We start from the raw sequence: 26,021 nt of genomic DNA, 5'->3' as shown, positions 1-26,021 counted from the left end.
CTTACTCCTCAAGAATCTTTAACTCCACTTTCCTAAAATCTATGGCTTGGCCTTCACTTTGAAGCGCAATGAATCCTTCTTTTAGAGGGGTCCCATCAATTTTAATGGATTCGTCATAGCGATTGGCCACACCACCGCCAATCTGGGGTTTGCTATATTCCAGCACCTTTTTGCCATTGATGGTGTGGGTAATCAAAGAATCGGCATGTACAATCAGCTCTGCACGTACCCATTCCCCAACGGGATAGGTGTCGCTGGAAGAACTAATGCAGTGCCTCGGATCAATCTGTCCTTCATAAACCACATCTGTGCCCGGGGAACACATGTTTCCGGTTGGTCTGGATTCTCCTTTGTTTACTTCCGCAAGAAACTGCATCTCCACGGAAATGGGCCAATCTTGCTCCTTGGGCATGGTTCTGGGGTCTTGGGAGTGGAACATGACCCCACTGTTTAGCAATGTATAATCTGGTGCTGTCCCGTACCATCCCTTCACAAACCGATATTCCACAACCAAATGATAGTTGGAAAAAGGCTGGTCGTAATACAAATGACCATAGCGTTCATTGAAATGGCCTTTATAGTTATCATACCTCACCTGAAGAATACTATCTTTTACCCTAAAGGTATCCCCAAAATTATCCCCAACCTCATAGTGGTGAATTTTTGCAGTCCAATTGTCCAAATTTGCCCCATTGAATAGTTGAATCCATTCACCTTGGTCTTTTCCAGTTTCCTTGTTTTTTTGCTTGCAGCCGAGGGCGAATACTGTTATTGCCAGTGTTGAAGCTAGCAGAAAAATGGGCTTTACGTTTTTCATGGTTGGCTTCTATTTGGCGAACAATTGTCCCATATCTTTAAAAGCCTTGAACTCTAGGGCATTTCCTGCAGGATCCAAAAAGAACATGGTGGCTTGTTCCCCAACCTCTCCCTTAAAACGGATATAGGGCTCAATGATGAATTCGACTCCTTTATGCTTCAATTTTTCAGAAAAGGATTCAAAGGTTTCCCAAGGCAATACCACTCCATAATGGGGCACGGGAACATTTTTGCCGTCTACCGGATTGGTATGGAGGTCTTCTTCCGATTTGGGTTTGTAATGGATGACCAACTGATGACCAAAAAGATTAAAATCTACCCAATGGTCACTGCTGCGGCCTTCTTCACACTCTAGAACATCCCTATAAAAAATCCGGCAATCATCCAGATTATGGACGGGAATGGCAACATGGAAAGGGGTAATTTGCTGCATGGTGATTTTTTCTGAAAATTAGGGTTTCTTCCCTAGGCTTCCAAAAATTCTATGATTTGATTGTTCACATCATCTTGGTGCATGGAATGGCCCAGTCCTTCGGTACTTACCAAAGTGCTTCCGGTCCATTGCTCATGTACCGCTGCCGAGGCATGGTACGGGGCAACGGCATCCAGCACATCATGGAAGAGCAACCCTTTTTTTTGGTTGGATTGGGCAAATTTGGATGTGGAAAATTCCTCTATATGGAACCCAAACCGGTCTAGGATATAGCTGTCCAAGGATTTCATGACACGGTCGTTGAACTTCAATATATTTTGAAAGTGGTCCATGATTTCATGGAATTCGGAAGGCGATCCAATGGTGATGATCTTTTCAACTTTTGGATTGGGGTTTTTGTATTCATTGTACATCAAGGTCATACCCCCAACCGAATGTCCGATAAGGTGTTTGGGGTCGTGTTTTTTGACCATATGGTGCACAGCTTGTTCATAAAGGGGTACATAAAGAAGGTTGCCGGTGGAGTGACCGTGCGAAGGAGCATCAAAGGCAATGATATTAAAATTGGCCTCCCGGAGTTTCTTGATGAGGTTTCGCCAGCGAAACGTATTGCTCTCCCATCCATGGACCAATAATACCGTTTCCTTTTCACCGGGCCAGTGATAGGACTGTATTTGATGTCCTGCCACTTCTTCGACCGTATGCTTGGCCTCTTCCAGATATTGGGCCTGTTGGGGCTGTACGCGTCCTTTTCGAACCGTACAGAACAAGCAAAAGGCCTTATGTGCTGCTTTTTTAGGGGCTACAAGGGTATAGACATTGAAATATTGTCCGTAGGCCAAGGGAACTATTTTGTTCAGCAGTTTTTTCATTCTGGTTACTTTTTGTAACTTACTCTTTAATGGAAACTAAAATTACAGATTCATTTCCAAAGAAAAAAGAAGTCACTCAACCCCAACTAAGTATGGAAACAGAAACTATTGCTGAAAATCAGAAAGTTAGGATGTCAAAAAAGTTGGAAAAAATGTTCGGGCACATCGATTATAAGAATCCGCCCGAGCTATGCCCGGTGCGGGATGTGATGTCCGTGGCCTCAGACCAATGGAGTACATTGATCATTCTATGGCTGGGCTATTTTCCGGAACTGCGTTTCAATAAGCTCAAAAAATATGTATACGGGATTTCCAATAAAGTCTTGAGCCAACGCTTGAAGGTGCTGGAGGCCGATGGTTATATTTCCCGAAAGGCCTATGCCGAAGTACCCATCAGGGTAGAGTACAGACTCACAGAATTTGGACAATCCTACGTGGAAAAATTACTGGAACTTACCGAATGGATGCAGGCCAACAGTCCAAAAGTATTGGCCAACCGCGAACGCTATGGATTGATTTGACGCATAAGGCTATTCCCAACCGAGCATCAAATATTTTATTTTGGCCTCGTTGGGTATTTGAACGGCCTCGATATCTGTTGTGGTAAAGCGTAAGTCGGATGGCAACTCTTCTTTCCCAAGGGTGAAATACAGGTTGCTTTGCTTTGGAAAGATCACGATACTGTTCAACGTGGTCACGATCTTTTTAATAGGATATTTCTTCTGAATCTCCCCAAACGTACTCTGCAGGCCAATGCCCTTGTCCGAAAGGTATCTGGGATCCATGATCCTTACATTGGAAATGGTGGGAATGCTATCGGTATTTGGGGTGAGTGTCAGCAAATGCTGTCCCCCTTTTTCAAAGACCTCTATCTTTTTGTTACTGGAACCCAACTGTGCCAATGCAGTGTCCCTTACAATGGAATCCCCGGCAAATAGGGTTTCCAGTTCAGAAACGGGGGAGCTTTTCTCCAGTGGCCCTACACTGTTTTCCGTGATAAGGAATGTGGTGTTTTTTTCACAGGATAATATCAACAAGGTGCCCAAAACGGTTAGGGCCTGTAATGTTCTTTTCATAAGTTGTTATCGGATTACTTTTTTCAATACGCCCATGACCCCCCTAATAAAGGTGGCACTGGTCAATACTTTGACCACGGGGTTCATCCGTGTGCTCCTTCGGGTAGAGGATCTACTGGAGGTAGTTCTTTGTTCTTTTTCCTTTTCGGCCTCTTTTTCGGCTTTTTCAATTTTTTCATTGAGGATTTCGTAGGCACTTTCCCTATCGATTTCCTCATTGTATTTTTTGATCAATTTGGATTGGCCCAAAGCTTCTTTGAGCTCGGCATCCGTTAAAATATCCATTCGGCTCATGGGTGCCCGCATCATGGTGGCCGCCAAAGGGGTGGGTCGTCCCTTTTCGTCCAATGCAGAAACCAAGGCTTCCCCGGTTCCCAATGAGGTGAGCACTTCCGCAGTATCGTAAAACTCTGAAATGGGGTAGTTTTGTGCGGTGAGCTTTATGGCTTTTCGATCCTTGGCGGTAAAGGCGCGGAGCGCATGCTGTACCTTGAGGCCCAATTGAGCCAGCACATCGTCCGGTACATCGGTGGGATTTTGGGTGACAAAATAGAGTCCAATCCCCTTGGAGCGAATCAACTTTACAATACTTTCTATCTGGTCCAACAGTGCTTTGGAGGCATTGTCGAAAATTAAATGGGCCTCATCGATAAAGAGGACCAATTCGGGGCGTTCACTATCGCCCTGTTCCGGAAAAGTGGAATAGATTTCGGCCAATAGGCTCAACATGAATGTTGAGAACAATTTGGGTCGGTCTTGGATATCGGTCAATCGAATAATGTTCACATAGCCCCTTCCATTTTCATCGATACGCACCAAATCTTCCACATCAAAGGATTTTTCCCCAAAGAAAATATCGGCCCCTTGTTGTTCCAATTCAATGATTTTCCGCAGAATGGTACCCGTAGAGCTAGTGGAGATACGGCCATAGGCTTTCTGGAATTCCTCTTTGCCCTCTCCGGTGGCATATTGGAGTACTTTCTTGAAATCCTTCAGGTCCAACAGCGGAAGCTTGTTGTCATCACAATATTTGAAGACTACGGCCACAATACCTTCCTGGGTTACCGAAAGGTCCAAAATCCGGGACAGTAGCACGGGTCCAAACTCGGAGACCGTGGCCCGTAGACGTACCCCATCCTGTTCGGAAAGGGACAGGATTTCAACAGGAAACCCCTTGGCCTCAAAAGGGAGCCCAATTTTTTCATGTCGTTCATCAATTTTGGGATGTCCGGGACTGGGTTGGGCAATTCCACTAAGATCTCCTTTGAGGTCCATGAGCAGAACCGGAATACCCTTATCGGATAGGTTTTCGGCAAGCACCTGCAAGGTTTTGGTCTTTCCCGTACCCGTGGCACCTGCAATGAGACCATGGCGGTTAAGGGTTTTCAAGGGAATTTTGATAAAGGCGTTGGTAATGGTCTCCCCCTCCAACATACCTGCTCCAACGGTAATATAGTCGCCTTTTGTAGTATAACCCTGCTCTATTTGTTCAAAGAATTTTTCTTTGTTGTCCATTGCGATGAATTTGAGATAAAAGTAGGGGAATTTATGGGAAAGAGAAAAGATGAGGTGAACAAGACTATGCCTATCTTTGCACTATGGTTGAAGACAATGTTATGGATTTGGTGGACAAGGGCTTGATGCTTCCCTTGATGGAAGAATTTTATACCATTCAAGGTGAGGGGTACCATAAAGGTACGGCCGCCTATTTTATACGGGTAGGGGGTTGCGATGTGGGATGCCATTGGTGCGATGTGAAGGAAAGCTGGAACGCCGAGACCCATCCTCCAACGGCCGTGGACCATATTGTGGACCATGCCGCAAAATATTCCAATACCATAGTGGTCACGGGAGGCGAACCTTTGACTTGGGATATGGGTCCCTTGACCGAGGGATTGAAAGCAAAGAACCTTCAAACCCATATTGAAACTTCTGGGGCCTATCCCTTGACCGGGATTTGGGACTGGATTTGTCTTTCCCCAAAAAAGAACAAATTACCTGAAGGTGAAATCTACGCAAAGGCAGATGAGCTAAAGGTCATTGTCTACAATAAACATGATTTTATTTTTGCCGAGGAACAGGCTGCGAAGGTCAAAGAGGATTGTATCCTTTATTTACAGCCGGAATGGAGTGTGCGTGACAAAATAGTCCCCATGATCGTGGAGTATGTAATGCAACACCCCAAATGGAAAGTTTCCTTGCAGACCCACAAGTATTTGAATATCCCTTAATTCTTGGTTGTCAGCGTCCCCCGTTGGATTGAAGGTCCAAGATGCATTCCGCGTCCAGTTCCGGTATTGCGGCCAAGCCTTTGGAAACATTGCTACGCATCATTTTGGCCAAGGAACCGCCAAATTGTAGTTCGGCGCGCATAAGGCATCCCTCCACATTGCAATGGTTATTTCCAATTTCACCTTGGGTTTCATCCACCTCAGTATCTTCGTGGTCAGGGTTTACTGGATCGCTGCCCAAATTAACAAGCCCCAATAAATGGCCAAATTCGTGATTTAGGGTAGCGGCCTCAACATCGGCGACACTGATGGTTACACTGTTTCCGACCAATTCGCGTATAGTGGCTTCATAGATGACCATGGAGGTATTTCGGTAAACCGCGCCAAGGGTCACCAGACCTTCACTTTTGTCATCGTTTTCAGAGGGTGCGTCTGCAAAGTAAATATATAGGGCCATAGTATTGCCTGTATTGTAGGCGGTCCTGTTTTCGCTTTCCATTTCAGCGATTTCCTCGTTGGTCAGCGACTCTTGGTTGGGGGAGGAAAGTTCCTTGTACGTAAACTCAACGGATTCCTTAAAGGTTCTGGCCCTCAGAAACGTTTCAAAGGTGGCAATGGCCTCCGCGGTTGGTCTAAACCCGGACACATAGCCTATCTCAATCAATAAATTGCTGTAGTTGGTATTGGCCAACAAGTCATTGGCCGATGCTCCCGTGGCCAATAGGTTGGCCGATTTGTTCACCCCGTTGGAACTAGGGTCGTTGTTTTCTGCATCTTTTGAGCAGCCCAAAAATAAGGTCAAAGCCCAAAAAAAATAAAGAGTGATTTTCTTTTTCATAACGGTGAATATAAGATAAAACGCTGCATTACAGAATCTAGTATCATTTTTTGGTGATTCGGGCCAGATAATCATAGTGCTTTCCTGAACTCACCAGCTCGCAATTGAGATTGTTGGACAGGCATGCATTGGACAAGGTATTATAATCCAAATAAAGCCATGTAAAAGAATCACTTTTATGTCCTTTATAGGTCATGGCAAACTCAACCTCCCCATAATATTGACCAGTATTGGGAATCCAATATCCCCCATCCTCATCTTGGTCGAACATATAAATGATATCGCTGGAATCCAACAATATCTGTCCATTGGGCAGCAATAATGAAGCCAAATGTTGTAAAAACTTGTCCAAATGGTTCAGTTTTCCCGTCAAACCTATGCCGTTCATGAGTAAGAGCAAGGTATCGAACCTTTCATCTGCATAATCGAGGATGGCACTGTTCACTGTTGATTTTACCCCACGTTCTTCACAAACCGTAATCGCCCCGGCAGAGTAATCCAAGGCAGTGACCTCCAAGCCCTTTTTTTGAAGGTATAAGGAATGACTGCCCGCTCCACAACCAATATCGAGCACTTTTCCTTTGGCCAAGGCAAGTGCTTTTTTTTCCAATGGGGGCATTTCTCTATAATTCCGGAACAAATAGGGAAGGGGAATGGTGTCTTCCTCATCCAAGGAAGAATGGGTGATAATGTCCTCTGTGTAGTTTCCTTGATGGTAATCCATCAAGGCCATTCCAAATACATCTGCCATGATTGGGATTTATCTGTTACAAAGGTGTGACTTTAATTGCAGAGTAAGGTTTAAAATGGATAAGTTTGTTTGTTATGGATGAAAATCTTGAAGAACTGCCCAAGCGGGCCAAGGAAAAACATGCCGAAAACAAGAAATTCTTCGCCAAACTAAAAAAGCGACCTCCCAAGGATTTGGACTACACTATGCAACAACTGCATGCTGAGGAGTTTGAGCGAACGGACTGTCTTACTTGTGCCAATTGTTGCAAGACCACGGGACCTCTTTTCACCAATGCTGATGTTGAACGCATTGCCAAACATTTTAGATTGCGACCGTCACAGTTCATTGACCAATATCTTAGGGTAGATGAGGAGAACGACTATGTTTTGCAGGAAGTGCCCTGTGCTTTTTTGGGAGCGGACAATTATTGTTCGATCTATGATGTCCGGCCCAAGGCGTGCCGTGAATTTCCACATACGGACCGGAAGAAGTTTCAGCAGATCAGTAACCTTACGCTGAAGAATGTGGCCATTTGTCCTGCCGCTTTTCATATTGTGGAAGAAATGAAAAGGCGTATCAAGCTTTGATGATTTTTCATATCTTGGGAATATGGAACAGTTAATGGCCTATTTTGAAACCATTCCCTCTTGGCACCGAAGCCTTATTTTGGTGGGTGGAATTACTTTTTTCTGGATTTTGGAAGGCATCATGCCTCTTTTTAGCGTACCGTATAAAAAATGGCGGCACTCCATTCCCAATTTTTTCTTTACCATGACCACCATTTTGGTGAACTTTCCTTTGGCCTTTTTACTGTTGAAAACTTCGGATTGGGCCGTGACCAATGATTTTGGGATCATCAATTGGCTCCCGGAAATGCCCTTATGGCTCTATGTAGTCCTTGGGGTCATGTTTTTGGATTTAATCGGTGCCTATACCGCCCATTGGGTGGAGCATAAGGTAAAACCATTTTGGATGGTTCATTTGGTGCACCATTCGGACCATAATGTAGATACCACTACGGCCAACAGACACCATCCTTTGGAAAGTTTGATTCGATATACGTTTACCTTGATCGGAGTTTTCGTGGTTGGCGCTCCCATTGGCATCATCATGTTGTACCAAAGCTTGTCGGTGGTGCTTTCGCAGTTCAACCATGCCAATATTAGACTGCCCAAAAAAATGGATATGGCCATAAGTTGGGTCATTGTAAGCCCGGATATGCACAAAGTGCACCATCACTACCAATTGCCCTATACCGATTCCAACTACGGCAATATTTTCTCCATTTGGGACCGTCTGTTCGGCACCTATATGGCCATGGACACTGACCAAATTGTGTATGGCGTGGATACCTTTCCGGATGAAAAGGAGAACAGTAGCATTAAAGGATTGCTAAAGCAACCCTTTCATAAATACAGACGACCGACCACTGAGGATTAGTCGTAAATCAGATATTTTTCCCGGATTTTTTTGAAAGCGGTAAGGTCATCTTGCCATGTGGCCTTGATCTCAGCTTCGGAGAGCCCTTGCTCTATTTGCTGCTGAAGCAAAGGTGTGCCGGCATGTTTGGTGAAGCCACTGGTGCGGAAAAACTTGGACTTGTCCAAGGTATTGTTGTACGCATCCATGACCCATTTCACGGAAACCTCGTTCATCCGTTCCATTTTGGATAGGTCTTTTCCATAACAGGTTTTCCCATCTTCCTTAGGGGTTTTGGACCCAAAATTAGGAGCTGGGACATAGCTGAAATCATATTGGGTACTGTCCATAAAAGAAGCCCCATACCGTTGAAACTGAAACTCCGTTCCCCTACCGGCATTGACGTGGGTGCCCTCAAAAAGTCCTAAACTGGGGTATAGGGTAATGGCCACATCACTGGGTAGATTGGGGGAAGGTCGTATAGGAAGGTGATAATCGGACTCGTGGGTATAGTTTTCAAGGGTGATAACGGTTAAATCGGCCTTTCTTCCATCTTCCAACCAATTTTCCCCATTCAACATTTGGGCATATTCACCAATGGTCATCCCATAGACCAGCGGAATGGGATTAAGGCCCAGATAGCTTTTGTGTTCCTCCATCATCGTAGGTCCATCCACATAATGCCCGTTGGGATTGGGCCTATCCAGTACAATAATAGGGGTATTGTGTTCGGCACAGGCTTCCATCACCAGTTGTAGGGTGGCAATATAGGTGTAGAACCTGACCCCAACATCCTGGATGTCAAAAATCATTACATCCAATTGGTCCAACTGTTCTTTGGAAGGCTTTCTGTTTTTTCCGTAGAGGGAAATTATGGGAAGCCCGGTCTTGGCATCAACCCCGTCCGTGACGTGTTCGCCGGCATCCGCCTCGCCTCTAAATCCGTGTTCGGGGGCAAAGGCCTGTTTTACATCGACCCCAAGTGAAAGCAAGGAATCCACTAAGTGGACATGCCCTTTATCATTGAAGACTACACTGGTTTGGTTGGCCACGACCCCTACCTTTTTGCCTTGGAGCAAAGGGAGGTAAACTTCCGTTCTATTGGCAGCCACCTTGATTTCGGGAACAGGCTCCGTTTGAACCGTTGCAACTTCTGGATTCTCCTTTTTTTGCTGTTCCCTACAGGAGGAAAGCACCAAAACCAACAATAAAACTGTACTTTTGAAAATAGATAAAATGGGCATTCGTTGAATTTAGAATTGTTTATTACTAAGCGCCTGATCACAGGGAAAGAAGATAAAATTAGCATTTCTGCCCCTATAATAAAAATTGCCATTGCCGCAATTGCCATTGGCGTGGTCATGATGCTCATTGCTTTGGCTACCGGCGTTGGACTGAAACGCAAGATACGGGAAAAGGTGGCTGCTTTTAACGGCCATATCCAAATTTCCAATTACGACAATAACATTTCCGAGGTTTCCCTCTCGCCCATACCGCTCCAGCAGGATTTTTATCCCGAGTTCAAGAATGTGGAAGGCGTAAGGCATGTGCAGGCCGTGGCCACCAAAGGAGGTATTATCCGTACCGAGGACACCTTTGAGGGGATGCTGGCCAAGGGTGTGGGCAAGGATTACGATTGGTCGGTCTTTGCCGAGTACATCGTTGATGGCAAATTGCCGGATTTTACCGGAAAACTGAATGAAGAAGCGTTGGTTTCAAGGACTATGGCCAATCGCTTGCAATTGAAAGTGGGCGACTCCTTCTTTTCCTTTTTCTTAAAGGATGGGGATGCCAATCAAGTACCCAATAACCGAAAGTTTGAAGTCGTTGGAATTTACGACAGTGGTTTTGAAGAGTTCGATGCTACCTACGTTTTTGTGGATATCCGGCATATCCAGCGCATGAACAAATGGGATGGGGACCAAGTGGGCAATTTTGAGGTTTTTCTGGACGATTTTGACCAGTTGGAGGACAAAAGCAATGAGATTTATGGCAAAACCATTTCCAGTTTGGACACCCAGAACATCAAGTCCAAATATTACCGGATTTTTGAATGGATCGGGCTGTTCGATTTTAATATTGCCCTGATCATTGGTATCATGATCATAGTGGGTGGAATAAACATGATCACGGCCCTTTTGGTGTTGATTTTGGAACGTACCCAAATGATCGGGATCCTAAAGGCATTGGGGTCCGCCAACTGGAGCATTCGAAAAGTGTTCTTGTACAATGCCGCCTATTTGATCACCATTGGATTGTTGTGGGGCAATGTCATCGGACTCGGTGTTTTGTTCCTTCAGAACAAATACCGCATGTTCAAGTTCCCCAATCCCGAAGAGTACTACATCGACTACATTCCCGTGTATTTGGACGCACCCATGGTCCTGCTGTTGAATCTGGGCGTTATGGCATTATGCCTATTGATGCTGTTGGTTCCCTCGTACATCATCACTAAAATTACCCCGGTAAAAGCCATCAAGTTCGAGTAAGGCAATCCTCTTTTTTACAACTAAATAGCGCAAAGTATAGCGGATTATCCAAAAAACTATCTTTGTAGGGACTATGGATTATGCAAACAACATTCTCGAGACCATCGGAAACACTCCAATGGTGAAAATCAACACATTGGTGTCCGAACTACCCTGTCTGGTTTTGGCCAAATACGAGACCTTTAACCCCGGAAACTCGGTCAAGGACCGTATGGCCCTTCAAATGGTGGAGGATGCCGAAGCTGCTGGAATCCTAAAGCCTGGCGGGACCATCATCGAAGGAACTTCCGGGAATACGGGGATGGGGTTAGCCCTAGCTGCAGTGGTAAAAGGGTATCAAATGATCTGTGTGATCAGTGACAAGCAATCCAAGGAAAAGATAGATATTCTCAAAGCCATGGGGAGCAAGGTGTATGTTTGTCCTACCGATGTGGCCCCGGACGACCCCCGAAGCTATTATTCCACAGCAAAGCGATTGTCCACTGAAATTCCCAATTCGTGGTATGTGAATCAATACGATAACCCAGGCAATACCAAGGCCCATTATTTGACCACTGGACCTGAAATCTGGAAACAGACCGATGGCAAGATCACTCATTTTGTGGTGGGTGTAGGAACAGGGGGCACCATTTCAGGAGTAGGGAAATACCTCAAGGAACAAAACCCAGATATCAAGGTTTGGGGAGTGGATACCTATGGCTCGGTCTTCAAAAAATATCATGAAACTGGCATTTTTGACCAGAACGAAATCTATCCATACATCACAGAAGGGATAGGGGAGGATATCCTTCCCAAGAATGTGGATTTTGACATTATTGACGGTTTCACCAAGGTAACGGATAAGGACGCGGCCATATACACCCGTCGTTTGGCCCGCGAAGAAGGCATGTTCTTGGGCAATTCTGCCGGAGCGGCCATTAAAGGGGTACTGCAGTTAAGGGAGCACTTCACCAAGGACGATGTGGTCGTGGTACTCTTCCATGATCATGGCAGTAGGTATGTGGGCAAAATGTTCAATGACGATTGGATGCGCGAAAAAGGGTTTATCGAGTAAAATTTGATAAATTCGGGGCAAAACATCGTATTATGAGCCTCAAGCACTTGGCAACTTTCATTGCCCTTATCGCAACATGTTCCATCACTGCACAAAAACTTTCCCGGACTGAAAAGAAGATCATCACTTCCATTGAAAAGAACAATACGGAAGCCATTCAATTTTTGGAGAAAGTGGTGAATATCAATAGTGGTACCCTGAATGCCGAAGGGGTCAGGGAAGTGGGTATGGTTTTCAAGGATGCCTTCGATGCCATCGATTTTAATACCCAATGGATAGAAATGCCCAATGACATGGACAGGGGCGGTCATCTATTTGCCGAAACCTCGGGCAAAAAGGGCAAAAAACTGCTTCTTATTGGGCATTTGGACACTGTTTTTGAGGAAGACAGTCCCTTCCAGACCTTTGAAATGGTGAACGATAGCATTGCCCATGCACCGGGCGGAAACGATATGAAAGGAGGAGATGTGATTATGCTATATGCCCTCAAAGCATTGCAGGAAAACGGACTGTTGAAAGATGCCCAAATCATTGCAGCCTTCACAGGGGATGAGGAAAGTACCGGAAAACCGCTGTCCATTAGCAGAAAGGATTTGATTGAAGCGGCCCAACGAAGTGATATTGCCCTTGGATTTGAGACTTCAACAGGATTCAACAATGCCACCGTGGCCCGAAGGGGCGCCTCGGGATGGGCAGTGGAAGTAGAGGGTAAACGGGCGCATTCCTCCGGGATTTTCAATGAAGATGTGGGGGCTGGGGCCATTTTTGAAATCTCACGTATCCTTCATCAATTTTATACCGATGTCAAAGGGGAGGACCTGTTGACCTTCAACCCCGGAACCCTTTTGGGTGGAACCTTTGTTAATTTTGATGCTTCCACAAGTAAAGGCGATGTGTTTGGAAAGACCAATGTGGTGGCACAAAAGGCCATGGTAAGGGGTGGACTTCGGTTCATTTCTGAAGAACAGAAAGAACGCGCCCGAAACAAAATGCGCGAAATTGTGGGGCAGAACCTACCACATACATCGGCCACCATCAGTTTTACGGATAGTTACCCCGCCATGAAGCCCACCGAGGGCAACCTCCAATTGTTGAATACCCTGAACCAAGTAAGCTTGGATCTAAAGCAAGGTGAAGTATTGGCCTATGACCCGGGAAAACGAGGCGCGGCCGATGTTTCCTTCGTGGCCCAATATGTGGATTGCTTGGATGGTCTGGGTACCATGGGTACAGGGGCGCATACCCCCGAGGAAACCGTTAACCTTAACACCATTGAGGCTTTGACCAAGCGTACGGCCATTCTTATTTACCGATTGATAAACCAATAATCCATGGTCCAGTTAAAAAGTAAAAGTGCCGTCGTAGGCATAGATGCCGGTGAATTGGTAAGTTTTTTGGTGGACGGCCATGAGTTCATCCATCAAAAAGGAAGTCCGGGATGGCGAAGTTCGGATACCGAAATGTTTCCCATCATTGGTCCCATGAACGAGGCAGGTTACCGTGTTCAAGTGCCAAATGGCATTGCCATTCAGGATCAACATGGATTGCTTCGGGAATTGGAATACCAGTTGCTTTCCCAGACCGAAGACTCGGCGGTTTTTGTAAAGGAATATAAGGCGGACACTCCTGTAAAAAATTCCAAATACCCAGAAAAGTCCCCCGAACCGCAACAGGTATGGCCCTATAGTTTTGGGTTTAAAAAATCTTTTTTGTTGAAGGGAGATACTTTGGAAATTACCTTCACAGTTTCCGGGGAAAGGGATATGCCCTTTATGCTGGGTTACCATCCGGCTTTTAAACTTCATACAAATTCCCCTGTCATTCTCGCCAATGGCAAGGAAATTTCATTGGATGATGTATTAGAGGTAGGGAACCGAGCCTTTCATGTGGAAGATTGTAGCAAAATCATGCTCAAAGATGAAAAGGAAATCACTATTGAAACAGAAGGCTTTGGTCAGTTCATGTGCTGGACCGAGGTACGCAACATGCTCTGTATTGAGCCCATCTCGTTTTACCCGTATTCGGTAGATCAACGGGAACTGTATTTGGGATTTCAATACTTAAAAGATACAGACGCTGTTTTTAAGGTCCGCATAACAGCTTGAGGTTACCTACGTTGTCATTTCGAGGGAGCTTGCGACCGAGAAATCTCTCTTTCATTTCAGATTTCTCACCCCCGATACATCGAGAGGTTCGAAATGACGGTAAGAGCATTCAGGCTAATTTGTGCAAGCCGTTTCAAAACCATAAAAGCCTAAAGAACAAGTTCAATGATTTGGTCCTAATAGGAAGATATTGGTCATTGTTGATTGTCCATTGAACATTGAAACCCCCATCCGTCAACCCAAAAGGGCCATCCGTCAATTCACTGCCCCAGATCACCTTCAAAATGGGCAAATTGTGGTTTTAATCCCAATAGACCCATTTATCATGAAAATCAAAAATCTGTTCCGCACTCTCCTTTTCGCATTTTTGGTGATTTCCTGTGGCAAGGAAGATGACCCAAAGCCACCAACCGGCACCAATGAGGCCCCCACCATTTCCGCGCAGGCCTTTACCGCCAATGAGAACATTGGAAGCGGGACTTCTTTCGGAGCGGTTGCTGCCAGTGACCCGGATGGTGATGCATTGGAATTTTCCATCACTGCGAACGACAACGGTCTTTTTGAGATTGGAAAAACGGATGGCAAGCTGACCCTGGCCAGCGGCAAGCAACTGGACTATGCCACCAAGGCGCAGCACAGCATCACGGTAAAGGTGGACGACGGCACGGACAATGCCCAGGCCAAGATGACAATCAACGTTACCAAGGCGGACCCAGAGAACCAAGCACCGATATTTGTTGAAGCCGAGTATAGCTTCTCGGTTAATGAGAACATAACAGATGCCGATGAAATAGGCTCAGTAATGGCAACGGACAATGAAGACAACGACCTCCAGTACTCTATCGTTCAAAACGTTTCCGGGCTTTTCAAAATTGGGGCCACGGACGGCAAGCTGACCCTGGCCGCAGGCAAGCAATTGGATTTTGAGACTACAGATACCTACATGATTACCGTACAAGTGAGCGATGGGGAACTTTCAGCAGATGTTGCAATTACGATCAGCGTACAGAATATCAATGAGATGCCTGTAATCACCAATTCTATGCCCATTACGGTAACAGTCAGTGAAGCTATTGCTGATGATGCGGTAATAACTACGCTTATGGCAACAGACCCTGAGGGAGGCACCTTGGAGTTTTCCATCGCAGAAGATGTGGACAATCTCTTTGAGATTGGAATGGCCAATGGGGAACTAAGCCTGCAAACGGGCAAGATAATGGACTATGAGACGGCTATCGAACATACCATATCTGTACAAGTAAATGATGGAGAACTTTCTACATATACAGAAGTGACCATTTCTGTAAAGAATGTACTGGAGGCGGACCCCAACGATGAGGTTGCCTTTGTGACCACGTGGAAGACCACATCAGCAATGGAAGAGGTGCAGATTGGAGTTTACATATATGCAGATTATGATTTTATTGTGAACTGGGGAGATGGTACTATTGAACATTATATTTTAAATGATCAAACCTTTTTTTCCCATGTCTATGAAAACGCGGGAACCTATAAAGTGGCCATAGAAGGTGATTTTCCTCATATTAGAATGGGCAGTGTTGATGATGTTTTCAAGGGAAAACTGGAGAGCATTGATCAATGGGGCAATTTGGCATGGTATTCTTTTGAACAAGCTTTCTTTGGATGCACCAATATGGTATATAATGCCACTGACGTTCCTAACCTATCCGAAGCTGTAAATATGGCCGAGATGTTCAGGAATGCAACAAAATTCAATGGGGATTTAAACTCTTGGGATGTTAAAAATGTGTGGATAATGAAAGGAATGTTTCAGGGAGCTTCTTTGTTCAATGGCAATATAAGCAGTTGGAATGTTTCTGCGGTTACCAATATGTGGGGTATGTTTTATGGAGCTTCCAAGTTTAATGGAGATATAAGTGAATGGTCCGTGGGTAATGTTACCACTATGAGGAATATGTTTTTACTTGCGAGTGATTTTGATGGGAATATTGGGGGATGGAATGTAGAAAAAGTTGTAGACTTTGGGAATATGTTTTTTGGTGCTACCTCTTTTAACCAAGATCTCAGCGAGTGGGTGTTCAATACCCATGAAAGTATAGATATGTCATCTATGTTCAGTGATGCAACGGCCTTTAATCAGGATTTGGGGAATTGGAACATTACAAAGGTAACCGATATGGCAAATATGTTTAATGATTCCGGTATGTCTGCCCCCATGTATGGCAATACCTTGGTTGGTTGGTCCCAGTTGGCCAATATTCCCCAGGATATAACCCTTAATGCCCTAAATGTTGAATATTGTGATACGCCAGAAGTACAGGGAGCAAGAACCCTATTGGTGTCAGCTGGTTGGACCATCACTGGGGATGCCCCTGTAAACTGCAATTGATCATGATTCATTTTTGTTCATTTAAGTAGGTTAAGTGGGAGGCTTTACAGTCTCCCTTTTTTATACACATCGGTTTCATGCCACATCGAGTTGATATCCAGAGCGTACGAAGGTGCAATCAAGATGTGCTTACTGGTACTGTCATTTCGAAATGAGCGTAGCGATTGAGAAATCTCTTTCCCATTTTAGATTTCTCACGTCACCCTTCGACTGCGCTCAGGATGACCGTTCTAAATGACCCAGAAAAACGAGCTGTCATTCCGCACTTGATGCGGAATCCACCGCAGTGCCTTGTCATTTCGAGGGAGCTTGCGACCGAGAAATCTCTTTTCCATCTTAGATTTCTCACAGCTCCTTCGCCAAACGCTCAGGACAGGATTTGAAATGATGGTAAGAGCATTCAGGCTAATTCGTGCAATCCGTGTCCACCCACTGTACTGCGATGCTGAAACCAGTTCAGCATGACGGTCGGGACAATGACTTTAATCGTGTAATCTTTGTTCCTCTGTCATTTCGAGGGAGCTTCGACTGAGAAATCTCTCTTTCATTTCAGATTTCTCACCCCCGATACATCGAGAGGTTCGAAATGACGGTAAGAGCATTCAGGCTAATTTGTGCAAGCCGTTTCAAAACCATAAAAGCCTAAAGAACAAGTTCAATGATTTGGTCCTAATAGGAAGATATTGGTCATTGTTGATTGTCCATTGAACATTGAAACCCCCATCCGTCAATCCAAACAGGGCATCCGTCAGATCAGGACCAGTATTCCTAAAAATAAGTACCTACTTGCCGTACAATAGTAATTAAAAAAGAGCATTTATGGACTTGAAAAGTTTTTTCACGATGATTTTGATGATGGCCCTTGTGTGGTCGTGTGGCAAGAATGACGATTCGGGAGCCCCGGAGGAAGAGAATACGCCTCCAATGGTCAATGCCAAAATTTTTAGTGTCAGTGAAGCTATTGGGCCAGAATACGCAATCGGTATTGTCGATGCCTCGGATGACGAAGGCGACGACTTGGTCTTCAGTACGGCGCATGAGCTGTTCGAAATCGGAAACGTATCCGGGGTTTTGAGCCTAAGAAATGGCAAGAGCCTGGATTTTGACCTTAAAAATCAACACATTTTGGAAGTCAATGTCAGTGATGGAAAAGCTACTTCCAGTGCCAATATGACCATCAATGTGATGGAAGTAGGTGGCACCAATCAACCTCCAACTATAACTGCGCAGGTATTTGAGGTGTCTGAGGACATCACGGATACAGATGAAATTGGAACGGTGACCGCATTGGATGAGGAAGGGGACGATTTGGAGTTCTTCATTACGGAAGATCTATTGGGTCTCTTTGGAATCACACCGGAAGGTGGACTTACGTTATTGCAAGATAAAAAGTTGGATTACGATTTAGCTACGGAACATGTCATCACCGTTAGTGTGTTTGATGGGAATAGTATGGCAAGTGCCATCATCACCATCAAGGTTACGCAAGGAAATCAGCCCCCTGTTGCGGAAGCCCAAATATTTGAAGCTTCGGAAGATATCACGGATGCAAATGAAATTGGAGTGGTGACTGCATTGGATGAGGAAGGGGACGACTTGGAGTTCTCTATAGTTGAGGATGAATCCGGTCTGTTTGTGATGAGTACTTCCGGGGAGCTCCATTTAGCGGAAGGCCAACAGTTGGATTATGAGACGGCCATCGAACATACTATTACCGTTGGGGTGGACGATGGCATTCATACCATACAAGTAGATGTGACCGTGAATGTGCTCAACGTAATCGAGAGCATGCAGGAAGAAGACACTTCTTTTGTCACCACATGGAAAACCATGAACAATGCGGAGACCATCTCCATTGGCACAAACGCTGCTTATACCTATGATTATACTATAGATTGGGGCGATGGCACTGCAGTGGAGCATATTACCTCATCAGAAGATGCAGAGCATATATATGACACTGCCGGCACCTATACCGTGGCCATACAGGGGGAGTTCCCAAAAATCAGTATGTCATTAAATTCAAGTGCTCCTAAATTAATGTCCATAGAGCAATGGGGCAGTATTGTATGGAAATCATTTTCCCACTCCTTTTCGGGTTGTACTTTCATGATGTACAATGCCAAGGATGACCCCATTTTGTCCAATGTTACCTCCATGACCAGTATGTTCAGGGATGCCAGTTCTTTTACAGGCGAAAATTTTGAAGATTGGGATGTTAGCACTATAGAGAGCATGGATCTCATGTTTGCTGGGGCCACCAACTTTAATGGGGATATTAGCGGATGGAATGTTACAGTTGTGGAGTTTATTAGCAGTATGTTTGAGGATGCCACCTACTTTAACCGTGATCTTAATGGTTGGGATGTAAGTAATGTAACGAACATGAATCGGGTTTTTAGAGGAGCCACCAGTTTCAATGGAAAAATCGATGAATGGGATGTCAGCAATGTTGATGATATGGAAAACATGTTTCAAGGGGCAACTTCCTTTAACCAAAGTCTTAAGGGTTGGGATGTGTCCGGAGTGTATCTAATGGGGAATATGTTTGAAAATGCAACGGCTTTTAATGGGGATGTTAGCGATTGGAAACCAATCCAAGCAGATGATATGGGAGATATGTTCCATGGGGCCAGTAGCTTTAATGGCGATGTCAGTGGTTGGGAAACCCCAAAAGTTAAAAATATGGTAGGTATGTTCGAAGGGGCTAGTAATTTTAACAGTCCCATGGGCGGATGGGATGTAAGTAATGTAGACGATATGCGAAGAATGTTCGAAGGGGCTACCAGCTTTGACCAAGACCTTACAGACTGGGATGTGGGCAAGGTGCAAAGCATGGGGCGTATGTTCAAAGGGGCTACCAGTTTTAATGGGGATATTAGTGGATGGAATTTGACCCAAAACGAACCAGAGGTTGAAATGTATAGAATGTTTGAAGGAGCCACCAGCTTTGACCAAGATCTTGGGGGCTGGAATATTGAAAAAGTGAGTACCATGAACTATATCTTTGACAATTCTGGAATGTCCAAGGAGAACTATAGCGCCACCTTGGTGGGCTGGTCAGCACAGGATAATGCATTTGGTGGAAACAATATAGGTGCCTTGAACATAGCATATTGCAATACCGCTGCGGTTATGACCGCAAGAACAACATTGGAAAGCAATGGCTGGGAGATAGTGGGTGATACCCCTGTAAACTGCAATTGATCATGATTCATTTTTGTTCATTTAAGTAGGTTAAGTGGGAGGCTTTACAGTCTCCCTTTTTTTATACACATCGGTTTCATGCCATATCGAGTTGATATCCAGAGCGTACGAAGATGTAATCAAGACATGCTTACTGGTACTGTCATTTCGAAATGACCCAGAAAAACGAGCTGTCATTCCGCACTTGATGCGGAATCCACCGCAATACCTTTGTCATTTCGAGGGAGCTTGCGACCGAGAAATCTCTTTCCCATTATAGATTTCTCACGTCACCCTTCGACTGCGCTCAGGATGACCGTTCGAAATGACCATGGGTATATTCGTGACAATTTGCGTAATTTGTGTCCAGAAAGAGATTCTTCGCTCTGCTCAGAATGACAGTAAAAGTGTCATGGATATTTGTGGAATTCGTGCAATTCGTGTCAATCACTTACAACACAAAAGACTCCAACTTGGGTAACAAGGCCTCCACAATACGTTGCGTTTCCAAAGTGTGTTTCTGTGGAATGATGTGCGCCTCAATATCCTTCAAAGAAGACACCTCCAGCTCTTGATCAATAAAACCATACCCTTTGTACACCCCTTCAGCAATGAGGACTACGGCACTTTCCTCTGGGTTTCTACCTTTCTCCTTGATGACCCTGACCTCTGTTTCCAAGGATTTGGTTTCTAGAATGGCGTTTTTCACTTTTTGGTTGTAATCATCGATGGATTCTTCGCCTCTACATATCCCCTCACAACTGGTAATCTCATGATGCGAACAGGCTGATTGCGTTTGTTGCAGATGGCAATACTTGGGACATAGCGCAAAATTTTTGCACATTTCATGCAAATAGGCCCTGCAATCGGTTTGGTTGTAAAAAATCTTTATGGGGTTGGGTGCCCCTTTCATGGAATTATAGGCCAAATGGGTGATTCCATTTCTATCCTCATACTGAAAAATGGCGTATTGCCGTACCGTTCGCTTTTGGGCCCGGTTGTATAAGGGAAATAAACGTTTAATTTCCGCTGATTCCATAAGCAGCGCCACCAATTCACTTCCTGAAAGTTTAAAATCGATATCGGCTGTTTCGCTACAGAGCTGGATTTCCTTGGTGCTCTTGTCGTAAAAATGGCCAAGCACCCTTTTTTTCAGGTTAATGGCCTTTCCCACATAAATGATTTCCCCATTTTGGTTCTTAAAATAGTAGATGCCCGGTTGGGCGGGGATTTTATTGAAAACCGATTTGGGCAAGTGAGGCGGCAAAGTGGCCTCTTGGCTTCGGGCATTGAGAAACTTTTGGAACACCGGTTCCGAATTGGGGGTGTTCAACAATTTTTGGAACAGCAGGGTAGTGGCATGGGCATCGCCCCGGGCCCGGTGTCGGTCCGTTAATGGGATTTGAATCGCGGAGCAGAGCTTTCCCAAGCTATAAGATCGCAATCCGGGAATGAGTTTTCGGGACAAGCGAACCGTGCACAGTTTTTTTCGGGTAAAGTCCATCCCTATGCTCCGAAACTCCTCCTTGATTACCCCATAGTCAAAATTCACGGCATGGGCCACAAAGATGCAGTCTTGCGTTAGGGCCAGAACCTTTTCTGCAATTTCAGGGAAAGTGGGGGCATTTTGCACCATCTGGTCATCAATTCCCGTAAGTCCGGTGATAAAATATGGGATGGGACATTGCGGGTTCACCAAGGAAGTGAATTCCTCTACAATCTGGGTGCCATCAAACTTAAAAATGGCAATTTCGGTGATTTTGTTCCCCTTGATTCCGTTCCCAGTGGTCTCTATGTCGATGATGGTATACAACTTCGCAAAAGTTCGAGCATTAAAGTTAGAACTTTTTTAAAGTAAACCCCAAGCAGAAATTTATGGTTACCCTTCGTTTTGTTGTCGTGCCCGGTCCATTTCCTGTTGGATTTCGGACTGCCTTCTACGAACCGGCTGTACCGACTGTTTTCCAAATCGCCAAGAAATGGAAAGGGTGGCGTAACGGGTGTCCCGGTAGCTGGTGAAGGAATCGTCCAGATTGCCAAAAGCGGTCCTTCCAGTGGGGTATTGGTTCCAGAAAATGTCATTGATATTGAACCGTAGCGTCATGGCATCCTTGAACAAGTTTTTCTGGAGTCCCACGGAAAAGGACGAAATGGTCTCGGCCCGGGTAATGCTTCCATAGTGGGGGAAGAGATAAAACGCCCCGGCCTGTAATCGGTAACCGTTCCCCAATCCAAAACTGTGGTTGGTGTTGAGACTTACCACAGGATTGCTGCGGTCAAAATTGAACCCATTGATCTCTCCATCAAAATCATTGATGGATGCGTTGAGGTTCCAATTGCTCTGCCACCAATTGCTGAACTGTATGGGAAGACTGGCCACAAAGGAATAGCTTTTCAGTCTGTCGATGTTGATGGGACGCACGATGACCACCTCTTGGTCCCCATCCCGAATGATGGCCATGGTCAAATGGTCTTCTGTAATCCCTACATTAAATGCAAAATAGTAACGCTGTTTGAAGGTGTAATTGACCTCACTTACCCACGTGAACTGGGGTTGCAGATAGGGATTTCCCTCACGGTAGGTATTGGTGTTCACAAAGGTGCGAAAGGGATTGAGCTGGCCATAACCGGGACGGTCAATACGCCTGCCCGCCGATACACCCAAGGTATGCTTTTCGTTAAACGTATAGTTGTAGGAAGCTGTGGGAAACAGGTTCAAATAATCCATTGTATTGACCGTGTTGGTGGTAATCTGGTTGCCAATAACAGAAGTGTTTTCGGCCCGTAGCCCCACTTGCGCATTCCATTTTTCACGGTTGATGTTATAGCTCACATAGCCCGCATATATATCTTCATCATAGATGAAATGGTTGCTGAGGTTGGTGTTTGGGGTGGTGACCCCGTTGTTCTCATTCACATAGGCCAAGTCGTTATCCGATTTCACCCAAGTGTTTTTCCAACCGGCCTCAAAACGATCTCCATTTTTAAAGGGCAGTTCATAATCCACAGTGATTCCGGTGAGGTTCAGGAAACCGTCCACATCCCCCAAAAGAATGTCTTGGGCAGTGGTATTGCTTTCAAAAAAGTCGAAATTGGAAACAAACCTTTGGTCGGACCAATTGCTGTAACGGGCATGGTCAAAATTGAAGTTCAGGGCACTTTTGTTCACAAAGTTGTGTCTGGCGTTAAGGTTGGCTGTAAACTGGTTCCATTCGGAGGCGATGTCCGTAGCGGTGTTCTCCTCCGAAATTAGATCCCAGTCCGTGTTGTACCCTAATACGTTGCTGGTGGAAATATTTTTGGTGTTGTTGTTGAGTCCGGTGAACAGAACCCCGAGTGTGGTCTTCTCGCTTACCGTATAGTCCAACCCTAACCTTCCGGTATGGGTTTTTAAAGGCAATTCAAAATCATTTTGAAGGTCGTAATAGCCTTGGGGCTCGTCTCCATTCAAGAATATCCTATCAATGACAATTTCTTGGTATTGATTGCGGTCGGTATAGGAATACTGACCGTAGAGATTCAATTTTTCGGTTCTGTGGTTAAAGTCCATGGCGCTGTTCCATCTGAAATAACGCCCGTATCCCGGGCTCAGGGTAATACTTCCATTGGTACCATACAGTTTCCCTTTTTTGGTGACAATATTGATGATACCCGCATTGCCCTGTGCCTCATAACGAACTGAGGGATTGGTAATGATCTCTATTTTCTCGATATTGGAAGAAGGCAGGCTACGCAGTAAATTGGCCAATTGTTCCCCTTGTAATCGGGTGTCCTTGCCATCCATATAGATTCGTACCCCGGTGCGACCACTGAGGGATATAACATCATCTTGATCTATGATGACCCCTGGGGCTTTTTCCAACAACTCCATGGTGGAGTTTCCCGTGTTCACGATACTGTTCTCTACATTGAGTACCAGCTTGTCCTGTTCTTTTTGAATGAAGGGTTTTTGACCTACCACGGCAACTTCTTCAAGCGCTTGGGTCTGGTCTTCCAAAGTAATGTTGCCCAAGCTAGTGTTGGATAGGTCGGTCACGGTTTTGGTCTGAAAACCTACATAGGAAATGGATAAATAGCTGTTCTGTGGTTGTTTTACATCAATGTTGAACACCCCATCCATATCGGTGATGGCACCTTTTAACAAGGTCGAATCGGACTTGCTCATGGCCACCACATTGGCAAAGGCGATGGCGGCATTATTGGAATCCACTATTTTTCCCTTGAACGAAGTTTGTGCAAACGCTTGACCTACGACTGCAAGAAATAGCAGTACCCCTATTTTTTTAACCATACCTGTGTAGCTATAAGAACTAAAGCCAACTTAAATAGTTGGCTTTAGCATAAATCATCAAACAAAACCATTGTTTTGAAAACTGTTGCTAAACTCGGATTTTCTAAACGTAATTGGATAAAATAGAATCTGTTGACCATGTATTTGATGTGAATGACTTTTAAGGTGCATTGAATGTTCTAGGTCATGGGAATGGTAATCACTGTCTTTACCCCATGGGGCATATTTTCAAAATGAAAATCGGATTTTCCATGATATAGTGCCTGTAACCGTTCCTTGATGTTGATGATGCCAATACCACTATTGGAGTAAATGGGGTATTTAGGGATTTTTTTTCCATTGTTTTCCACGGACAGCAAAATGGAGCCTTCCTTTTTCTGAATGGACAGGTGTATGTTCAATTTTTTGTTTTCCTGGGAGAATCCATGCTTGATGGAATTTTCAATGATGGGCTGTATCAACAGTCGGGGAATCTGTTTATGCAGAATGGACTCCTCTACTTCCTGTGTGATGACCAGGTCTTCTTGAAAACGCTGCTTTAAAATATTGGTGTAATACTCCAAGATTTCCAGTTCTTCGCGAATGGTGATGAAATTCTTGTCATCGATACTCAGGAACTTTCGCAATAGAAAACTGATATCGGCCACCATATCCTGGGCGGTATCCGGATTTTTGGGGATTAGGCTGGAGATACTGTTCAGGGTATTGAACAGAAAGTGGGGGTTGAGCTGGCTTTCCAAGGTTTTCAGTTTGAACTTGATCAGGCTGTTCTCAAGGACCTTATTCCGTATCTCCTGATTTTTTACCTGTTGCAGATAGAAATAGGCATAGATAATCAAGATCATGGAGCTGTAGAGCAAGATATTGGTGGTGACATTGAACAAAAAGGTATGGGTGACCTTTTCAAAAAAGCCAAGTTCAATGGTTATCAGTTCGTAAGTGAGCAACAAAGGTGAGATAAACCCAACAAGGTAGCTCTGCAAAATGCTCAGCACAATATGCAATGGGATGATCTTTGTCCAAGATACCCTTTTTATCAGAAGGTATTTGGTCAGCAAGGAAACGGAGCACATAAAAAGGATTACAAATGCCCAATCAACAACACTTACCAAAACCAATCCGGTAAAATCGTTGGTGACCCGTCTTGGACCACTGTACAAAAAGTAAAAGTTCCGCAGAAAATCCACAAAGGCAATAAAGGTGTAAAAGACCACCAAATAGATGATCAAAGGTCTTTCCCCGTATTTCTTCAAAAGCTTCTTCATGGTGCCAACCCCAATTTTTTAAGAAAATCCTTTTTGTATGATTTACTGATCCGGAACAGTTCCTGATCTTGCATCCGAACATCCATTTCGTTGTAATCCGAATGCACCAACTCCAACATATGGTCCACATTGATGATGGTAGATCGGTGAATCCGTACAAAATTGGAGGTATTCAACTGTACCATTAAGTTCTTGAGCGAATCCCTTACCGTATATTTTTTCTCAATACTGTAGATATCCGAATAATAGCTGGAGGCGCAGATATATTTGATGTGGTCCTTGTTCAAAAAAACCGTTCGGTTGTTCTCTCGAATGGGAAACCGGGAAGCCATGGTGTTGGGAGGATTTCCAAGATTTCCTTGGATATCCAACAAAAACTGCCTCATGTCGGTCCCGTAGTTATTGAGTTTCATTCGTTCCTCAATACGGTCCAAGGTTTCAAAAAAGCGGTGGTTCTTAAAGGGCTTTAGCAGAAAATCCAGCGCATAGTTGTTAAAAGCCTGGATGGCATAGCTATCGTAAGCGGTAATGAAAACAATGAGTGGGACGCTTTGGAGAGATAGGCTTTGGAGCACATCAAAACCGGTGAGGTCTTTCAGTTCCACATCCAAAAAAAGCACATCAGGGGCCAAGGTGTTGATCTGTTCAATGGCTTCCTCCCCATTGGCGCATTCTGCCTCAATCAGGAATTCCTTTCTTGTGCCCAACAGTTCGGTAATCCGTTTACGGGCCAATAATTCGTCATCTACAATGATTACCCTATATGCCATCGATGCAATTTAGGCGAAAATAGGAAACAATTGGGGTACGCAAACTGAAAATTGATTTTTCCATTTCAGGAT

22 protein-coding genes are annotated in these 26,021 nt (G+C 44.7%); 10 read left to right on the top strand and 12 right to left on the bottom strand.

Going from position 1 to position 26,021, the window contains the following annotated elements; genetic code table 11:
- Window position 1 precedes the first annotated feature (1 nt).
- From ACPD8L_RS08005 to ACPD8L_RS07995, 3 genes are read right to left on the bottom strand one after another with little or no spacing between them, the layout of a single operon-like run.
- Window positions 2-817, bottom strand: coding sequence for a 3-keto-disaccharide hydrolase (locus ACPD8L_RS08005; protein ID WP_423942851.1), 816 nt, complete (start codon window positions 815-817; stop codon window positions 2-4).
- A gap of 9 nt (window positions 818-826) precedes the next feature.
- The gene (locus ACPD8L_RS08000; protein WP_423942849.1) at window positions 827-1,249 is read right to left on the bottom strand and encodes a VOC family protein; all 423 of its coding nucleotides are present in this window, start codon (window positions 1,247-1,249) and stop codon (window positions 827-829) included.
- Between the two features lie 32 nt (window positions 1,250-1,281).
- Window positions 1,282-2,121, bottom strand: coding sequence for an alpha/beta hydrolase (locus ACPD8L_RS07995; RefSeq protein WP_423942847.1), 840 nt, complete (start codon window positions 2,119-2,121; stop codon window positions 1,282-1,284).
- Window positions 2,122-2,213: 92 nt separating this feature from the next.
- Here ACPD8L_RS07995 and ACPD8L_RS07990 point away from each other — a divergent pair, with 92 nt between their 5' ends.
- Window positions 2,214-2,642, top strand: coding sequence for a winged helix-turn-helix transcriptional regulator (locus ACPD8L_RS07990; RefSeq protein WP_116218739.1), 429 nt, complete (start codon window positions 2,214-2,216; stop codon window positions 2,640-2,642).
- Between the two features lie 9 nt (window positions 2,643-2,651).
- Here ACPD8L_RS07990 and ACPD8L_RS07985 read toward each other — a convergent pair whose 3' ends face one another.
- Entirely contained in the window at window positions 2,652-3,197 is a 546-nt protein-coding gene (locus tag ACPD8L_RS07985) for a hypothetical protein (protein WP_423942845.1), read from the bottom strand.
- A 6-nt stretch (window positions 3,198-3,203) separates the two neighbouring features.
- Complete coding sequence (locus tag ACPD8L_RS07980) at window positions 3,204-4,712, bottom strand: helicase HerA-like domain-containing protein (RefSeq protein WP_423942844.1); 1,509 nt, start codon at window positions 4,710-4,712, stop codon at window positions 3,204-3,206.
- An 83-nt stretch (window positions 4,713-4,795) separates the two neighbouring features.
- Between ACPD8L_RS07980 and ACPD8L_RS07975 the strand changes: the two genes are divergently transcribed.
- On the top strand, window positions 4,796-5,428 hold the full coding sequence (locus ACPD8L_RS07975; RefSeq protein WP_423942842.1) for a 7-carboxy-7-deazaguanine synthase QueE: 633 nt from the start codon (window positions 4,796-4,798) through the stop codon (window positions 5,426-5,428).
- Between the two features lie 10 nt (window positions 5,429-5,438).
- Here the strand turns inward: ACPD8L_RS07975 and ACPD8L_RS07970 are convergent, their stop codons facing one another.
- Complete coding sequence (locus ACPD8L_RS07970; protein ID WP_116218542.1) at window positions 5,439-6,266, bottom strand: hypothetical protein; 828 nt, start codon at window positions 6,264-6,266, stop codon at window positions 5,439-5,441.
- Between the two features lie 43 nt (window positions 6,267-6,309).
- Window positions 6,310-7,017, bottom strand: a complete 708-nt coding sequence (locus tag ACPD8L_RS07965) for a class I SAM-dependent methyltransferase (protein ID WP_423942840.1) — start codon at window positions 7,015-7,017, stop codon at window positions 6,310-6,312.
- Window positions 7,018-7,091: 74 nt separating this feature from the next.
- Here ACPD8L_RS07965 and ACPD8L_RS07960 point away from each other — a divergent pair, with 74 nt between their 5' ends.
- Both ACPD8L_RS07960 and ACPD8L_RS07955 read left to right on the top strand, forming a co-directional pair.
- Complete coding sequence (locus ACPD8L_RS07960; RefSeq protein WP_116218540.1) at window positions 7,092-7,586, top strand: YkgJ family cysteine cluster protein; 495 nt, start codon at window positions 7,092-7,094, stop codon at window positions 7,584-7,586.
- 22 nt (window positions 7,587-7,608) lie between these two features.
- Window positions 7,609-8,439: a sterol desaturase family protein gene (locus ACPD8L_RS07955; RefSeq protein ID WP_423942838.1), complete on the top strand. Its 831-nt coding sequence runs from the start codon at window positions 7,609-7,611 to the stop codon at window positions 8,437-8,439.
- Here the strand turns inward: ACPD8L_RS07955 and ACPD8L_RS07950 are convergent.
- Entirely contained in the window at window positions 8,436-9,662 is a 1,227-nt protein-coding gene (locus ACPD8L_RS07950) for an exo-beta-N-acetylmuramidase NamZ family protein (RefSeq protein ID WP_423942836.1), read from the bottom strand. The genes ACPD8L_RS07955 and ACPD8L_RS07950 overlap by 4 nt on opposite strands.
- A gap of 3 nt (window positions 9,663-9,665) precedes the next feature.
- Between ACPD8L_RS07950 and ACPD8L_RS07945 the strand changes: the two genes are divergently transcribed.
- From ACPD8L_RS07945 to ACPD8L_RS07920, 6 genes are all read left to right on the top strand, one after another.
- Window positions 9,666-10,907, top strand: coding sequence for an ABC transporter permease (locus tag ACPD8L_RS07945; RefSeq protein ID WP_423942835.1), 1,242 nt, complete (start codon window positions 9,666-9,668; stop codon window positions 10,905-10,907).
- A gap of 73 nt (window positions 10,908-10,980) precedes the next feature.
- The gene (locus ACPD8L_RS07940) at window positions 10,981-11,961 is read left to right on the top strand and encodes a PLP-dependent cysteine synthase family protein (protein WP_293302085.1); all 981 of its coding nucleotides are present in this window, start codon (window positions 10,981-10,983) and stop codon (window positions 11,959-11,961) included.
- A 32-nt stretch (window positions 11,962-11,993) separates the two neighbouring features.
- A complete protein-coding gene (locus ACPD8L_RS07935) occupies window positions 11,994-13,289 on the top strand; it encodes a M20/M25/M40 family metallo-hydrolase (RefSeq protein ID WP_423942833.1) in 1,296 nt (431 codons plus the stop codon).
- A 3-nt stretch (window positions 13,290-13,292) separates the two neighbouring features.
- Window positions 13,293-14,066, top strand: a complete 774-nt coding sequence (locus ACPD8L_RS07930) for an aldose 1-epimerase (protein WP_423942832.1) — start codon at window positions 13,293-13,295, stop codon at window positions 14,064-14,066.
- Between the two features lie 325 nt (window positions 14,067-14,391).
- Window positions 14,392-16,437 carry a BspA family leucine-rich repeat surface protein gene (locus tag ACPD8L_RS07925; RefSeq protein WP_423942831.1) on the top strand — a complete coding sequence of 682 codons (2,046 nt, stop codon included), beginning with the start codon at window positions 14,392-14,394 and terminating at the stop codon, window positions 16,435-16,437.
- Between the two features lie 819 nt (window positions 16,438-17,256).
- A complete protein-coding gene (locus ACPD8L_RS07920) occupies window positions 17,257-19,644 on the top strand; it encodes a BspA family leucine-rich repeat surface protein (RefSeq protein ID WP_423942829.1) in 2,388 nt (795 codons plus the stop codon).
- Window positions 19,645-20,074: 430 nt separating this feature from the next.
- On the opposite strand, the gene ACPD8L_RS07915 is transcribed toward ACPD8L_RS07920, so the two are convergent.
- The 4 genes from ACPD8L_RS07915 to ACPD8L_RS07900 all read right to left on the bottom strand — a co-directional run bounded on the left by ACPD8L_RS07915 (window position 20,075) and on the right by ACPD8L_RS07900 (window position 25,949).
- A complete protein-coding gene (locus ACPD8L_RS07915; protein ID WP_423942827.1) occupies window positions 20,075-21,436 on the bottom strand; it encodes an exonuclease domain-containing protein in 1,362 nt (453 codons plus the stop codon).
- A gap of 66 nt (window positions 21,437-21,502) precedes the next feature.
- Window positions 21,503-23,914 (bottom strand): outer membrane beta-barrel protein, encoded by a 2,412-nt coding sequence (locus ACPD8L_RS07910; protein WP_423942825.1) that lies wholly within the window; start codon window positions 23,912-23,914, stop codon window positions 21,503-21,505.
- Between the two features lie 179 nt (window positions 23,915-24,093).
- Window positions 24,094-25,179 (bottom strand): sensor histidine kinase, encoded by a 1,086-nt coding sequence (locus tag ACPD8L_RS07905; protein ID WP_421809993.1) that lies wholly within the window; start codon window positions 25,177-25,179, stop codon window positions 24,094-24,096.
- Window positions 25,176-25,949 (bottom strand): LytR/AlgR family response regulator transcription factor, encoded by a 774-nt coding sequence (locus tag ACPD8L_RS07900; RefSeq protein WP_423942824.1) that lies wholly within the window; start codon window positions 25,947-25,949, stop codon window positions 25,176-25,178. The genes ACPD8L_RS07905 and ACPD8L_RS07900 overlap by 4 nt, the downstream gene beginning before the upstream one ends.
- Window positions 25,950-26,021: the final 72 nt, after the last annotated feature.

This window comes from Flagellimonas algicida (assembly GCF_049629585.1).
In the GTDB taxonomy this organism is placed as follows: domain Bacteria; phylum Bacteroidota; class Bacteroidia; order Flavobacteriales; family Flavobacteriaceae; genus Flagellimonas.
This window is presented reverse-complemented; position numbering and strand designations above follow the sequence as displayed.